Below are 15,860 nucleotides of genomic sequence, written 5' to 3'. Positions count from 1 at the left end.
TACTATGAATGAACTTACAGCCGTAAAGGAACTGTCAGAAAAATTATTAGAAGATTATAAGACTGAATCTTCGTTCTTTTTCTCTTCACCAACTCGAACAATATTGACAGAAGGAGAGTTTACTACAGTAAAACATCGTGAAATTGAAAGTTTTCCAGAACTTGTACAAGCGGTATTAAGTAATGCAAAACAAGCCGGAAATCCGAATCCTATCGTTGTTGGTGCTTTGCCATTTGATCGTAGAAAAGAAGTTCAACTTATCGTACCAGAACATAGTAGAATTACTGAGCGTTTACAGTTAGAGACAACAGATGAGATAAAACGAAATGAGAAAATGATATTTGAAATGACACCGGTTCCAGCTCCTGAAGTTTATATGGATGGTGTGAAGCAAGGAATAGCAAAAATTCAGGACGGAGATTTAAAGAAAATCGTTCTATCTAGGTCGTTGGATGTTAAGTCTTCCGAGGTAATTGATAAACAAAAGCTTCTTCGTGAGTTAGCAGAACATAATAAGCACGGCTACACATTTGCAGTTAATTTACCGAAAGATGAAAAAGAAAAAAGTAAGACATTAATTGGAGCAAGCCCTGAATTGCTTGTTTCACGTAGTGGTATGCAAGTCGTTTCTAATCCATTAGCTGGTTCAAGACCACGAAGTGACGATCCAGTTGAAGATAAAAGAAGAGCAGAGGAATTACTTTCTTCTCCAAAAGATTTACATGAACATGCGGTAGTAGTTGAAGCGGTTGCCACAGTACTTCGTCCGTATTGTCATACATTACACGTTCCAGAAAAGCCATCAGTTATACATAGTGAAGCAATGTGGCATTTGTCTACAGAAGTGAAAGGTGAACTTAAAGATCCCAATACTTCTTCTTTAGAATTAGCAATTGCCCTTCATCCAACGCCAGCAGTTTGCGGAACTCCAATGGAAGAAGCAAGAGAAGCTATTCAAAAAATTGAGCCATTTGACCGTGAATTCTTTACAGGAATGTTAGGGTGGAGCGATTTAAATGGAGATGGTGAATGGATTGTTACAATTCGATGTGCTGAAGTGCAAGAAAATACACTTCGCTTATATGCAGGCGCTGGAGTTGTTGCTGAGTCAAACCCAGAAGATGAGTTAGCAGAAACATCAGCTAAGTTCCAAACAATGTTGAAGGCTTTAGGGTTAAGAGATAATTCGCTGAATGAAAAATAGGGGGAAGAAAGAATGTTAATAGGTTATACGGAATGGCCAAAAGAATTTGCCAATCGCTATCGAGAAGAAGGGTGTTGGCTTGGAGAAACATTTGGTTCGATGTTAAAAGAACGCGCTGAAAAATATGGGGATCAAATTGCGGTTGTAAGTAGTAATACGCATATAACGTATAGTGAACTTGATAAAAAGGTAGATCGCTTAGCTTCAGGTTTACTGAATTTAGGAATAAAGAAAGAGGACCGAGTTGTAATCCAGTTACCTAATATTATAGAGTTTTTCGAAATATGCTTTGCGCTATTTCGCATTGGAGCACTTCCTGTTTTTGCACTACCTTCTCATCGCAGTAGTGAAATTAGTTATTTTTGCGAGTTTGGTGAGGCGAGTGCTTACGTTATTTCAGATAAGGCTCTCGGCTTTGATTATCGAAAACTAGCAAGAGAAGTAAAAGTGAAAGTGCCAACTTTACAACATGTAATTGTAGTGGGAGAAGAAGAAGAGTTTGTGAACATAAGTGGTCTGTATATAGATTCCGTTCCATTACCAGAAGTTCAGCCAAGTGATGTTGCGTTTCTCCAATTATCAGGAGGGACGACAGGACTTTCTAAATTAATTCCTAGAACACATGATGACTATATTTATAGTTTACGTGTTAGCGCTGACATTTGTAATTTAAATGCAGAAAGCGTCTATATGGCAGTTCTTCCAGTAGCACACAATTACCCGATGAGTTCTCCAGGAACATTTGGAACTTTCTATGCGGGTGGAAAAGTAGTATTGGCAACTGGAGGTAGTCCAGATGAGTCATTTGCTCTTATAGAAAAAGAAAAAGTGACGATTACCGCTCTCGTTCCACCATTAGCAATGATTTGGCTTGATGCAGCATCTTCCCGTAACGACGATTTATCGAGCCTGCAAGTTATTCAAGTAGGAGGTGCGAAATTTAGTGCCGAAGTTGCGAAGCGTATTCGCCCTACATTTGGATGTACGTTACAGCAAGTGTTCGGTATGGCAGAAGGGTTAGTAAATTACACAAGATTAAATGATCCTGAAGAAATCATTATTCATACGCAAGGTAGACCGATGTCTACATTCGATGAAGTAAGGGTTGTTGATGAAAATGATAACGATGTAAAACCCGGTGAAGTAGGAAGTTTATTAACAAGAGGGCCATATACAATTCGTGGCTATTATAAAGCGAAAGAGCATAATGCAAGATCATTTACAAAGGATGGGTTTTATCGCACAGGTGATCTTGTGAAAGTAAATGAACAAGGTTACATCATTGTAGAAGGAAGAGATAAAGATCAAATTAACCGTGGTGGTGAGAAGGTTGCTGCGGAAGAAGTTGAAAATCATCTATTAGCACATGATGCAGTACATGATGTAGCAATTGTATCTATGCCTGACGATTATTTAGGAGAACGCACTTGCGCTTTTGTTATCGCTCGTGGACAAGTCCTAACTGCAAACGAATTAAAAATGTTCTTAAGAGAACGTGGTATAGCAGCTTATAAGATTCCAGATCGAATTGAATTTATTGAATCATTCCCACAAACAGGTGTTGGAAAAGTAAGCAAAAAAGAATTACGTAAAGTCATTGCTGAAAAACTTATTACAGTAAAACAATAATAAAAATCGGAAGGAAGTGATTAGATGGCTATCCCATCTATTTCAGTATACAAAATGCCAATTGAATCAGAACTACCAAAAAATAAAGTGAATTGGACGCCAAATCCGAAACGTGCAGTTCTTTTAATTCATGACATGCAAGAATATTTTCTTGATGCATATAGCGATAAAGAATCGCCAAAAGTAGAACTCATTTCAAATATTAAGGTGATAAGAGAAAGATGTAAGGAACTTGGTATACCAGTTGTTTATACAGCACAACCTGGTGGACAAACGTTAGAACAACGAGGGTTATTACAAGATTTTTGGGGTGACGGTATTCCTGCTGGACCAGATAAAAAGAAAATTGTCGATGAGCTTACTCCAGATGAGGATGATATATTCCTAACCAAATGGAGATATAGTGCATTTAAAAAGACGAATCTATTAGAAATTTTAAATGAGCAGGGAAGAGATCAACTTATTATTTGCGGTATTTATGCACATATTGGCTGCCTTTTAACAGCTTGTGAAGCATTTATGGATGGTATAGAGCCATTTTTTGTAGCAGATGCAGTTGCTGATTTTTCACTAGAGCATCATAAACAAGCATTGCAGTATGCATCTAATAGATGTGCAGTAACGACATCAACAAACTTACTATTAAAAGATTTACAAAGTTTAAAGGGTGATGAGAGTGAAGGAATCACTTTACAGGAAGTCCATGAACTAGTTGCACAACTACTTCGTGAGTCTGTAGAGAGTATTGAAGTTGATGAAGATTTATTAAATAGAGGACTCGATTCGGTCAGAATTATGAGTTTAGTAGAGAAGTGGCGCCGCGAAGGGAAAGAAATCACGTTTGCAGATTTAGCAGAACGTCCAACTGTTGATGATTGGTACCGCTTACTATCTTCACAAGCAGCACAAGTGCTGTAACAAATAGACTACATAATAAAGGGGTAGTAAAGAATGCCTAATAGTCAAAAGATTCGTCATTCGTTATCATCTGCGCAGTCTGGTATGTGGTTTGCGCAACAATTAGATCCGCTTAATCCGATTTATAATACTGGGGAATATATAGAAATAAACGGAAATATTAATCAAGAAATTTTCGAGTTAGCTGTATGTAAAGTTATAACAGAAGCAGAAGCACTTCATGTTCGTTTCGAAGAGGATGAAATTGGCCCATGGCAAGTTATTGAGGAATCGTCAAAGTTTCATATGCATTTTATTGACGTTCGTAAAGAGGGAAATCCTGAAGAAGCTGCTAAAGTATGGATGAAAAATGATTTATCTATGCCTGTGGATTTAACAGAGGATAAATTATTTACTGAAGCACTTATTCAAATTGAAAATAATCGTTTCTTTTGGTATCAGCGCATCCATCACATTGTGATGGATGGCTATGGATTTTCACTTCTTAGCCAAAAGGTAGCGAAGGAGTATACATCACTTATAGAAGAAACAAACAAGAATGAAAAGCCATTTGGCTCTCTTGCAAAAATTGTACAAGAAGATAATGGGTATCGTGAATCTAAACAATTTCAGGAAGATCGTACTTTTTGGCTAGAAAAGTTTGCAGATGAACCGGAAGTTATAAGTTTAGCAGAACGAGCGCCGAGAACATCAAATGGATTTTTACGGGAAACTGCTTATTTATCAAATGCTAGTACGAAAACTTTACTAGAAGATATTAATATTTCGTTAACGAGTTGGCCCGAATTTGTTGTAGCCGTAACGAGTATTTACATGCATAAATTAACAGGTGCAAATGATATTGTTTTAGGTTTACCGATGATGGGGCGTCTTGGTTCTGTATCTATTCATACACCAAGCATGGTAATGAATTTAGTTCCACTTCGTCTCACTGTAACTCCAAATATAACTCTTGCGGAATTAATACAGCAAGTTTCTAAAGAAATTCGAGACGTACGTCGTCATCATAAATACCGTCATGAGGAATTAAGAAGAGACTTAAAGCTACTAGGTGAAAATCAAAGGTTGTTTGGTCCGTTAGTGAATGTTATGCCTTTTGATTACGGGCTTAACTTTGCTGGAAATCGTGGTATTACACATAATTTATCAGCAGGACCTGTCGATGACTTATCGATTAATGTATATAAGCGCTTCGATGAAAATAAGTTAATGATTCATTTTGATGCGAATCCGGAAGTATATAGCGATACGGAACTAGCATTGCATAAAGAAAGATTTATGAATCTATTAGAATTAGTGATAAATAATTATCACAAAGACGAGCCGATTGGAAAAATAAACATTACTCTTCCTGAAGAAAATCATAAAGTTTTATTGGAATGGAATGAAACGAAGAAAGCTGAAGAGCTAATTAATCTACCTATATTATTTGAAAAACAAGTACAAAAAAATCCAAATAAAATAGCAGTTACTTGTAACGGGATAAAACTTACGTATAAAGAGCTAAATGAACGAGCGAATGAACTAGCACACTATTTATTAGAAGAAGGAATAGAAGTAAATCAGTTTGTAGCCTTAGTATTTCCAAGATCAATAGAAATGGTAGTTAGTATGCTAGCAGTTCTAAAGACGGGTGCAGCGTATTTACCGATAGATCCAGAATACCCAGCCGAGCGAATTACTTATATAGTAAATGATGCAAATCCGGTTTGTATCATAACACATTCATCTGTTTCATCTAATTTAGTTATAGAAAATGATATTAAAAAAATCGTATTAGATAGCGAAGAAACGAAAATAGCGTTAAAAACATATTCTTATATGAATATATCATTTAAAAATAATGAATCACTTTTAAACCCAGCGTATACAATTTACACTTCAGGATCAACAGGAAATCCAAAAGGTGTAATTGTTTCTATGAAAGGTTTAAGTAACTTCTTATTGGCTATGCAACATACGTTTTCATTAAATGAAAACGATCATTTATTAGCAGTTACAACGTTTGCGTTTGATATTTCTGCTCTAGAAATTTATTTACCTCTTATTAGTGGTGCAAGTTTAACAATTGCACAAAAAGAGGTAATCCAAGAGCCTTCTGCGTTAACGACATTGTTACAAGAAGGAAGAGCGACAATTATGCAAGCTACACCGACGCTCTGGCAAGCGTTAGTAACTGAATATCCAGAGAGGTTACGAGGGTTAAACGTGCTCGTTGGTGGTGAAGCACTTCCAGCACATTTAGCAAATAAATTAAAAGAATTAGGTTGCTCTATAACAAACTTATATGGACCAACTGAAACGACAATTTGGTCTACTTACATGAACATTGATGAAAGTGAAAGTGGTATACCTCCTATTGGAAAGCCAATTTGGAATACTGAAGTGTATGTGTTAGATGCAGGGTTACAACCAGTTCCACCTGGAGTTATTGGTGAATTATATATTGCGGGGGAAGGGCTTGCGAACGGATATTTAGGAAAACCGGAGTTAACAGCTGAACGGTTTGTTGCAAATCCTTATGGAGAACCAGGAGCACGTATGTATCGCACAGGTGATTTTGTGAAATGGCGTAACGATGGTGTGCTAGAGTACATTAGTCGTGCAGATCATCAAATTAAAATTCGTGGTTTCCGAATTGAATTAGCTGAAATTGAAACGGTTTTACAACAACATGAAAATATACAACAAGCAGTGGTAATGGTACGAGAAGATCGTCCAAATGATAAACGAATCATTGCGTATATCGTTGCCGAAGAGAAGGAAATGATTCATCTTTCAGAAATTCGCTCTTATGTTTCAGAAAGTTTAGCGAATTATATGGTACCATCAGCATTTGTTGTGCTAGAAGAATTACCATTAACGCCAAATGGTAAGGTTGATAGAAAAAAATTACCTGCTCCTGATTTTAATGGAATGAACAATGAGAGAGTTGCTAGAAATCCGAAAGAAGAAATATTATGTGATTTATTTGCAGAAGTACTTGGTGTTTCGCGAATTAGTATAGATGATAATTTCTTTGAAATGGGTGGCCATTCGCTTCTTGCATCTCGTTTAATGGCAAGAATTCGTGAAACGTTAAGTGTAGAATTAGGAATCGGAAAGCTATTTGAATCACCAACTGTTGCTGAATTAGCGAACCAGTTGGATCGTGCAAAAAGCGCAAGACCAGCTATTAAGAAAGTAAGTAGGCCAAATGAAGTTCCACTTTCATTTGCACAGCGCAGGTTATGGTTCTTAAATTGTTTAGAAGGTCCAAGTCCTACTTATAATATTCCGTTAGTCATTCGTATGTCTGGAAAATTGAATGAGGAAGCACTGCAAGGTGCCTTTTATGATGTAGTTGAGAAACATGAAACACTTAGAACGATTTTCCCGAATTCACTTGGCAGTTCATATCAAAGAATTCTAGAAATGGATAAATTGAATTTAAAAATGATTATAACAAATACATGTAAGGATGAATTAGAAAGTACACTGTCTGAAGCTGTAAGATATAGCTTTAATCTTGATATCGAACCAGCAATTCGTTTGCAACTTTTTAAAGTGAGTGAAAACGAACATGTTTTACTAATTCTTTTGCATCATATTGTAGGAGATGGATGGTCATTACAAGCGTTAACGAGAGACTTTACAGCGGCTTATAAAGCACGATGTCAAGGTGATAGTGTTCAACTAGAAACCCTTCCAGTTCAATACGCAGATTATTCACTATGGCAACAACAGCTATTAGGTGATGAAACAAAACCAGACAGTATTATTTCAACACAATTAGATTTTTGGAAAGAAGAGTTAAAAGGTTTACCAGATCAAATGGAGTTACCTACAGATTACCAGCGCCCAATTGAAACTAGTTATCGCGGGGAAACAATTCATTTTCATTTAGATGAAGGTATGCATAGTAGGTTAGTGGAGCTCGCTCGTAAAAATGGAGTTAGTTTGTTTATGGTGTTGCAAGCAGGACTAAGTGCCTTATTTACAAGATTAGGTGCTGGAACTGATATACCATTAGGTAGTCCGATTGCTGGAAGAAACGACGATGTACTCACGGATATAGTTGGTTTATTTGTAAATACATTAGTGTTACGCACAAATACATCAGGCGATCCAAGTTTTAAAGAATTATTAAATAGAGTGAAACAGGTAAACCTTGAAGCTTATGAAAATCAAGATGTTCCATTTGAACGACTTGTTGAAGTGTTAAACCCAGTACGAACTCGAAATAGTCATCCGCTGTTTCAAGTTATGTTAGCTTTCCAAAATACGCCAGAAGCAACGTTTAATGTACCGGATTTAGAAGCGAGCCTTGAAATTCAAAGTGTTGGTTCTGCAAAATTTGATTTAACATTTGAAATTAGCGAGAGTAACAGAGTTGATGGTACTCCAAACGGCTTGCACGGATTGTTAGAGTTTAGTACCGATTTATATAAACGTGAAACGGTTCAAAAACTAATAGAACGATTCATTCTATTATTAGATGATGCAGAGAAACATCCGGATCAATCAATTGGTAGATTAGAAATATTAACTTTAGCAGAGCGAAATACAGTTTTAGAAAAGTGGAATGGTGGTTTTCAAATTGTACCTGAAATGACATTGCCACAATTATTTGAAAAGCAGGCTCATGTAAATCAAAATTCTATTGCTGTCGTCTTTGAAGATGAAAAGCTAACTTATGAAGAGTTAAATAGAAAAGCGAATAAAATAGCTCGTTTGTTAATAGCGAAAGGAATCGGTCCTGATCAACTTGTTGCTTTAGCGATGCCGAGATCTTTAAATATGGTTGTAAGCTTACTTGCTGTTCTTAAAGCTGGTGCGGGATACCTTCCGTTAGATCCGGATTATCCGTCAGATCGTATCTCATTTATGCTACACGATGCGAAACCATCATGTGTTTTAACAAATTCAGATGTGGAACTTGAATGTGATGAAGCACTAAAGATTTTAGTTGATGATGTGAACGTAATAGAAGAAATTGAGAAATATAGTGAAGACAATATAGATGAAATGGAGCGCATGAAGCCGTTATCTCCTTCACATATTGCTTACGTTATTTATACGTCAGGCTCAACAGGTAGACCGAAAGGGGTTATGATACCTCATCAAAATGTAGTAAGACTTTTAGGAGCAACTGATCATTGGTTCCAATTTGACGCAGACGATGTGTGGACGATGTTCCATTCATACGCTTTTGATTTCTCGGTTTGGGAAATTTGGGGACCTTTATTATATGGAGGGCGTTTAGTTGTAGTACCACATACTGTAAGTCGCTCGCCGAAAGAATTTTTACAGCTTCTTGTTAAGGAAAAGGTTACTGTTTTAAACCAAACTCCATCAGCGTTCTATCAATTGATGCAAGCAGATCGTGAAAATGAAGAGGTTGGTCAAAAATTATCTTTACGATATGTTGTTTTTGGCGGAGAAGCACTTGAACTAAGTCGATTAGAAGATTGGTATAGTCGTCATCCTTATAACGCACCGAAGCTTATTAATATGTACGGAATAACGGAGACGACGGTACATGTTAGTTATATTGAATTAGATGAAAGTATCGTATCTTTACGAGCAAATAGTTTAATCGGGTGCAGTATACCGGATCTTAAAGTATACGTATTAGATAACTATTTACAACCGATGCCACCTGGAGTAGTTGGAGAAATATATGTTGCAGGTGCAGGGCTCGCTCGTGGATATTTAGGAAGAGCAGGATTAACTGCTGAACGTTTTATCGCAGATCCATTTGGTAAGCCAGGTACAAGAATGTATCGTACAGGAGACCTAGCGCGCTGGCGTCAAGATGGGACGTTAGATTATATAGGACGTGCAGATCATCAAATTAAAATTCGTGGATTCCGAATTGAATTAGGGGAAATAGAAGCGGTAATAATGAAACATCCTAAAGTTGAACAAGTAGCTGTTATTGTACGGGAAGATCAACCAGGGGATAAACGATTAGTTTCTTATATCGTCGCATCAAATAATGAAACGATCGATACGAATGAAATGCGTCAGTATGCTGGAGGTAGTTTGCCAGATTATATGGTTCCATACGCTTTTGTAGTAGTAAATGAGTTACCTTTAACTCCAAACGGTAAATTAGATAGAAAGGCATTGCCAGCTCCAGAATTTATTGCATCATCTTCTAGCCGCGGACCGAGAACACCGCAAGAAGAAATGTTATGTGACTTGTTTACAGAAGTTTTAAGTGTGTCTCAAATTGGAATTGATGATGGATTCTTTGATCTTGGTGGTCATTCACTTCTTGCAGTGCAGCTGATGAGTCGCATTAAAGAGGCACTTGGAGTTGAACTAAATATCGGAACTTTATTTGCAGCACCTACTGTTGCAGGGCTTGCTGAAAGACTTGAAATGGGGAATGGTCAAAGTGCACTTGATGTGTTGCTTCCATTACGAGCAAGCGGAGATCAATTACCACTATTTTGTGTACATCCAGCAGGTGGATTAAGTTGGTGCTATGCAGGACTTATGAAATCTTTAGGAACAGATTATCCAATCTATGGTGTACAAGCACGTGGTATCGCTGAAAATGAAGAACTTCCAAAAAGCTTAGAGGAGATGGCGGCGGATTATTTAAAACACGTTCGTGAAATACAGCCTCACGGACCATATCGTTTACTCGGATGGTCGCTTGGAGGAAATGTTGTTCATGCTATGGCGGCACAACTTCAAAATGAAGGGGAAGAAGTAGAATTACTCGTTATGCTGGATTCGTATCCTGGTCACTTCTTACCGAATACGGAAGCACCTACTGAAGAAGAAGCGTTAATCGCATTACTTGCTTTAGGTGGATATGATCCAGATAACATGGATGGTAAACCACTTACTATGGAAAGTGCGGTTGCAATACTTCGCAAAGATGGAAGTGCATTAGCAAGTCTTGAGGAAGAGACTATTTTGAACTTGAAAGAAACATATGTAAATTCAGTAGGGTTGTTAGGGAAATACGTGCCAAAAGTTTATAACGGGGATATTTTATTCTTTAGATCTACTGTTATACCAGACTGGTTTGATCCTATTTCTCCAAATACGTGGCTAAATTATTTAGACGGGGAAATCGTGCAGCATGACATTGATTGTAGACATAAAGATTTATGTCAGCCAGGTCCACTTACAGAAATTGGACAAGTGCTAGCGAAATATTTGCAGAATAAGAAAGGGGTAAGTAAAGTATGACGAATCCATTTGAAAATGATAATTACACATATAAAGTATTAATGAATGAGGAGGGCCAGTATTCTCTCTGGCCTGCCTTTCTCGATGTACCAATTGGATGGAATGTCGTACATGAAGAAGCTAGCAGACAAGTTTGCTTAGAATACGTTGAAGTTAACTGGAATGATTTAGAGCCGAAAAAAAATCAAATTAGCGAAAAAATATTAGTAGGAAAACAATAATGAAAGTAAAAATAAATCCAAAAGTAGTTGTAAGCATCGTTTATATAACAGCGATGTTTATGGCTGCGATGGATGCAACGATTGTAAATGTAGCACTGCAAACGATAAGCAAAGAACTGCAAGTGCCCCCATCTGCAATGGGGACTGTAAATGTTGGGTATTTAGTTAGCTTAGCTATTTTCCTTCCGATTTCTGGTTGGTTAGGAGATCGCTTTGGTACGAAAAAAGTATTTTTAACTGCCCTTTTCGTTTTTACAATTGCATCTGCACTATGTGGAATTGCTAATGATATTACTTCATTAAACATTTTTCGTATCATTCAAGGTGCTGGTGGCGGACTTTTAACACCAGTCGGGATGGCGATGTTATTCCGAACATTTTCACCAGAGGAAAGACCAAAAATTTCTCGATTTATTGTACTTCCAATTGCTGTAGCACCAGCGATCGGACCAATTATTGGTGGTTTCTTTGTAGATCAAATGTCTTGGCGCTGGGCATTTTATATTAATCTGCCGTTTGGTATCATTGCGTTGCTATTTGGACTTCTATTTTTAGCAGAGCATATTGAAAAATCAGCTGGTCGTTTTGATTCTCTCGGTTTTGTTCTTTCAGCACCAGGTTTTGCGATGCTCATCTATGCACTCAGTCAAGGCCCGTCAAAAGGTTGGGTTTCTCCAGAAATAATTAGTATTGGGATAGCTGGGATTGTATTACTTACATTGTTTATTATTGTAGAACTTAAAGTAAAGCAACCGATGTTAGATTTACGCTTATTAAAAGAACCGGTCTTTAGAAAAATGAGTCTTATTTCGTTGTTTTCATCAGCTGGTTTACTAGGAATGTTATTTATTTTTCCGCTTATGTATCAAAATGTAATAGGAGTTTCCGCGCTGGAATCGGGTCTTACTACATTCCCAGAGGCGATTGGATTAATGATTTCTTCGCAGATTGTACCATGGTCATATAAGAAATTAGGAGCTCGAAAGGTAATCTCTATTGGATTAGTAAGTACGGCGGTTATCTTTATTTTATTAAGTTTTGTAAATCATGATACGAATCCATGGCAAATTCGGGCACTATTGTTTGGCATTGGTATTTTCTTAGGTCAATCTGTCGGTGCGGTTCAATTTTCTGCTTTTAACAATATTGCACCACCTTCTATGGGTAGAGCAACTACTATATTCAATGTGCAAAACCGATTAGGATCTGCAATAGGAGTTGCTGTTTTAGCTAGTATACTATCTGGTTTTGGAAGTAATAGCGTACAGAATAATGCACAGTCAAATTTCTTACCATATCAAGCAGCATTAATTGGATCAGCAATATTTTTACTCATAGCATTACTATTTTCTTTACGTATTTCCGATAAAGAGGTAATGTCAAAGAAGAATAAAAAGCCGTTATCTGTATTACAAAAAGAGAAAGAAGTTGTAAATGAATGAGTTGTAGCATGCTAATACTCTTTTAAAATAAAGTGATATTGGCATTTAAAAGGAGAGAGTTTACATGATAGAGAGTAAAGTTGTAGATTCTGTACCAACTCTTAATGAGAATAGTTGTCAAATATGGTGGGCAAGAATTTCAGATTTACAATCATGGCATTACAATTTACTAAATGATGTAGAGCGAGAGAAAGCAAATTCATATCATCATTCGGCAGACCGTGCGCGTTTTATAATAGGTTGCGTAATTAGTAGATTAGTACTTGGAAAGGTACTTTCTATGTCGCCAGTTCAAGTACCGATTGATCGAATGTGCCCAGTATGTAAATTACAACATGGCAGACCACAGTTACCAGAAGGTATGCCGCAAATATCCGTTTCCCATTCGGGTGAGTGGGTTGTCGTGGCATTTACAGAATCTGCACCTGTTGGTGTTGATGTTGAACAAATGAATCCAAATATAGATGTTATGAAAATGGCAGAGGGCGTATTAACAGACATTGAAATAGCACAAGTTATGAAATTACCTGATGAGCAGCGACTAGAAGGATTTTTAACATATTGGACTCGAAAAGAAGCAGTGCTGAAAGCGACAGGTGAAGGACTATTGATCCCACCAGTAGAAATTACAGTATCAGCTCCAAATGACCCTCCAAAATTGTTGATTTTTAAAGATAGACAAGAGTTAGCAGAAAATACAATGATGGAAGATGTAAGGCCAAGTGTGGGTTATATGGCTTCCATTGCAATATTTAGTAAAGAAGTAACTGAAATTACGCAGTTAGACGCGGGATTGCTTTTAAATTATAAATAAGTTTAATAAAATATTTTATAGAAGAGGTGTTCCTCATGTTAGTGGCGGAAAATAGAAAAAGCGAATTAACTTATAATGTACAAGCAATTAAAAATATTTTATTTTCTGGAGATACATCATCTATTTTTGCTTTAGAAAAGCTTTTGAATGATACAGTTCAATTTGATGTTCTAGAACAAGAGGTAATTGATAGACAGTACATTCCGAAAGAAGCAAAAAATTTCTTTGATAAAAACGGAACATTTCTTTACCGCGTATCTAATGTTAGTTATAAAGGTAAGGTGTTATCTGAAAATCTAATTTTTGCAGATACTTCGTTTTTACCACATACTATAAAGCAAGAATTAGAGGATGGAAATATTCCAGTTGAAAAACTTATAGAAAAGATGGAAGTAAGAAGAAACGTATTATATGAAGGATATCAGCCATCTGGAAATATTATTGAATTGTTTGATGGATGTTCTGTTTCAGCGAATGTTTATCCAACTAGAAAATATCAAATTGTAAGGAACTGCAAATGTATATTTTATATTTGTGAAGTGTATCATGCAGAGAATATACAGGAACTGCTTAAATAAGAAATAAACAAGAAACCAGCCTATAAAATGGCTGGTTTCTTGTTTATTTAACAGCTTCTTTTAATTCTTTACCTGCTTTAAATGCTGGAACTTTACCAGCAGCAATTTGAATTTCTTCTCCAGTTTGCGGGTTACGCCCTGTACGAGCAGATCTTTCACGCACTTCAAAAGTTCCAAAACCGATCAGTTGAACTTTATCGCCAGATTGTAATGCAGTAGCAATGGTGTCAAATACGGATTGTACAGCTGTGGAAGCATCCTTTTGAGAAATATCAGCTGATTGTGCCACATTTTTAATTAATTCTGTTTTGTTCATGTTTTCACCTCATAAAAAAATTTTTAGAACGAATGTTTTAGTATAATGGTTAGTAAAGATAAAGCTATCTTTGTGATTAGAAAGAATGCTGTATATTTATGTTAATTTCGTTGAAAGAAACTGAATCCCTGCAAATTAAAAGGGATTTATTAAGAATTGATGCATACGACAAGCTATAATATGAAGATGAGGGGGAAGTATACGGATGATTTTTCGTGAAAAGAATGAGAAAGAAAGTATATTAATTCGTCAACATGATCATGGTTTTTTAGCTGGTGAGATTGCAAGCCATATAAAAGAAGATGTTTTTGAAGATAAAACATATTTAAAAGAGACAATCGATGCAATATACGAACATGATAGAGGATGGATAGAGCTTGATAAAGTACCAATTTTGAATGATGCTAAACATATTCCATATACATTTATGGATTGTCCAAGTTCATTACGCTTTGTTTTTTATACGATTGGTTTGAATGCAATTGAAGAGTCAAATCCATACGGGGCGTTACTTTGTAGTAAACATTTTTTATCGTTTCCATTAAATGAGGAAGACGAAGAGATGATGTCATTTTATACAGGGGAATTGGAACGACAAAAAAGAATTTTGAAAACGTTAACAAAAGAACAATATGCGATGTTTGATAAACATTATAGATTATTAAAGTTTTGCGATGAACTTTCTTTATATGTATGTATGAATAAACCTGGTGTAAAAAAGAAAGATGAGATTGATTTATTTAAAGATGGTTTTGAAGGAACAGAAATTTTTAATAGTAAGGATGAGAAACCTATTCGAGCTGATTGGATGGATGAAGAAACAATTCGAATTACACCGTTTCCATTTAAAACGGAATTTCATGCTTATGTAAAATATAAAACTATAAATAAACATGAAATTAATGAAAAAGGGATTGTAAAAGCTGATAGAGAATCGGAAATGAAGAAACAAAACATTCGTTTCATACAATAAGGAGGCGATGTAAATTGAAAGATTACATGTTAAAACAGTTTGATTATCATGTATGGGCTAATACACGCTTATTCAATCGATTAAAAGAGCTACCAAATTATGAGATAATCTTCAACGAAAAGGTACAGAGTGTATTTCCATCAATTAAGGATACTTTTGCACATATTTATATTACTGATCACGTATGGTTACACATATTACATGGTAAAAGTATGAGTGAGGCAATACAAAATCGTGAAAAAATACAAAAACAATTCGAAGCAAAGTCGTTACATGAATTAGAAAAAATGTTTATAAATATGGCCAATCAGTATAAAGAATTTCTAAGTATACTAAAAGAAGTAAATGCTGTATTTGTTATTGAGAACCCTTATGTAGGGAAATTAGAAACTTCAATTTTAGAGCTAGTACAACACGTCGTAAATCATGGTACATATCATAGAGGGAATATAACAGCGATGATTCGTCAACTTGGTCATTCGTCGACTATGATGGATTTTGTACTTTATTTACATATGGTTCAGAAGGATGGGGAGTAATATAGTTTGAAAAAGGAATGCTCATTATATAT

11 protein-coding genes are annotated in these 15,860 nt (G+C 36.0%); 10 read left to right on the top strand and 1 reads right to left on the bottom strand.

Features of this window, described 5'->3' with window-relative positions:
- Nucleotides 1–4 precede the first annotated feature (4 nt).
- The 8 genes from dhbC (at nt 5) to MKX77_RS12590 (ending at nt 14,000) form a co-directional block, all read left to right on the top strand.
- The gene (dhbC, locus tag MKX77_RS12625; protein ID WP_341306831.1) at nt 5–1,204 is read left to right on the top strand and encodes an isochorismate synthase DhbC; all 1,200 of its coding nucleotides are present in this window, start codon (nt 5–7) and stop codon (nt 1,202–1,204) included.
- Nucleotides 1,205–1,216: 12 nt separating this feature from the next.
- Nucleotides 1,217–2,833 carry a (2,3-dihydroxybenzoyl)adenylate synthase gene (locus tag MKX77_RS12620; protein WP_341306830.1) on the top strand — a complete coding sequence of 539 codons (1,617 nt, stop codon included), beginning with the start codon at nt 1,217–1,219 and terminating at the stop codon, nt 2,831–2,833.
- Between the two features lie 24 nt (nt 2,834–2,857).
- Nucleotides 2,858–3,751, top strand: coding sequence for an isochorismatase family protein (locus MKX77_RS12615; protein WP_341306829.1), 894 nt, complete (start codon nt 2,858–2,860; stop codon nt 3,749–3,751).
- Nucleotides 3,752–3,784: 33 nt separating this feature from the next.
- The gene (locus tag MKX77_RS12610; protein ID WP_341306828.1) at nt 3,785–10,945 is read left to right on the top strand and encodes an amino acid adenylation domain-containing protein; all 7,161 of its coding nucleotides are present in this window, start codon (nt 3,785–3,787) and stop codon (nt 10,943–10,945) included.
- A complete protein-coding gene (locus MKX77_RS12605) occupies nt 10,942–11,166 on the top strand; it encodes an MbtH family protein (protein WP_000184075.1) in 225 nt (74 codons plus the stop codon). The genes MKX77_RS12610 and MKX77_RS12605 overlap by 4 nt, the downstream gene beginning before the upstream one ends.
- Complete coding sequence (locus tag MKX77_RS12600) at nt 11,166–12,608, top strand: MDR family MFS transporter (RefSeq protein ID WP_341306827.1); 1,443 nt, start codon at nt 11,166–11,168, stop codon at nt 12,606–12,608. Before MKX77_RS12605 ends, MKX77_RS12600 begins: the two co-directional genes overlap by 1 nt.
- Nucleotides 12,609–12,672: 64 nt before the next feature.
- Nucleotides 12,673–13,422, top strand: coding sequence for a 4'-phosphopantetheinyl transferase Sfp (gene sfp / locus MKX77_RS12595; RefSeq protein WP_341306826.1), 750 nt, complete (start codon nt 12,673–12,675; stop codon nt 13,420–13,422).
- 35 nt (nt 13,423–13,457) lie between these two features.
- Nucleotides 13,458–14,000: a chorismate pyruvate-lyase family protein gene (locus MKX77_RS12590; protein WP_341306825.1), complete on the top strand. Its 543-nt coding sequence runs from the start codon at nt 13,458–13,460 to the stop codon at nt 13,998–14,000.
- Nucleotides 14,001–14,043: 43 nt separating this feature from the next.
- Here MKX77_RS12590 and MKX77_RS12585 read toward each other — a convergent pair whose 3' ends face one another.
- The gene (locus tag MKX77_RS12585; protein ID WP_215556286.1) at nt 14,044–14,316 is read right to left on the bottom strand and encodes an HU family DNA-binding protein; all 273 of its coding nucleotides are present in this window, start codon (nt 14,314–14,316) and stop codon (nt 14,044–14,046) included.
- Between the two features lie 205 nt (nt 14,317–14,521).
- Between MKX77_RS12585 and MKX77_RS12580 the strand changes: the two genes are divergently transcribed.
- The gene (locus tag MKX77_RS12580) at nt 14,522–15,289 is read left to right on the top strand and encodes a DUF3891 family protein (protein WP_341306824.1); all 768 of its coding nucleotides are present in this window, start codon (nt 14,522–14,524) and stop codon (nt 15,287–15,289) included.
- A gap of 14 nt (nt 15,290–15,303) precedes the next feature.
- A complete protein-coding gene (locus MKX77_RS12575) occupies nt 15,304–15,828 on the top strand; it encodes a DinB family protein (RefSeq protein WP_341306823.1) in 525 nt (174 codons plus the stop codon).
- Nucleotides 15,829–15,860 lie beyond the last annotated feature (32 nt).

The sequence above is a fragment of the Bacillus sp. FSL R9-9410 genome, assembly GCF_038050385.1.
Lineage (GTDB): Bacteria > Bacillota > Bacilli > Bacillales > Bacillaceae_G > Bacillus_A > Bacillus_A cereus_U.
The sequence above is the reverse complement of the archived record's forward strand: the minus strand, read 5'-3'. Positions and strand labels throughout refer to the sequence as shown.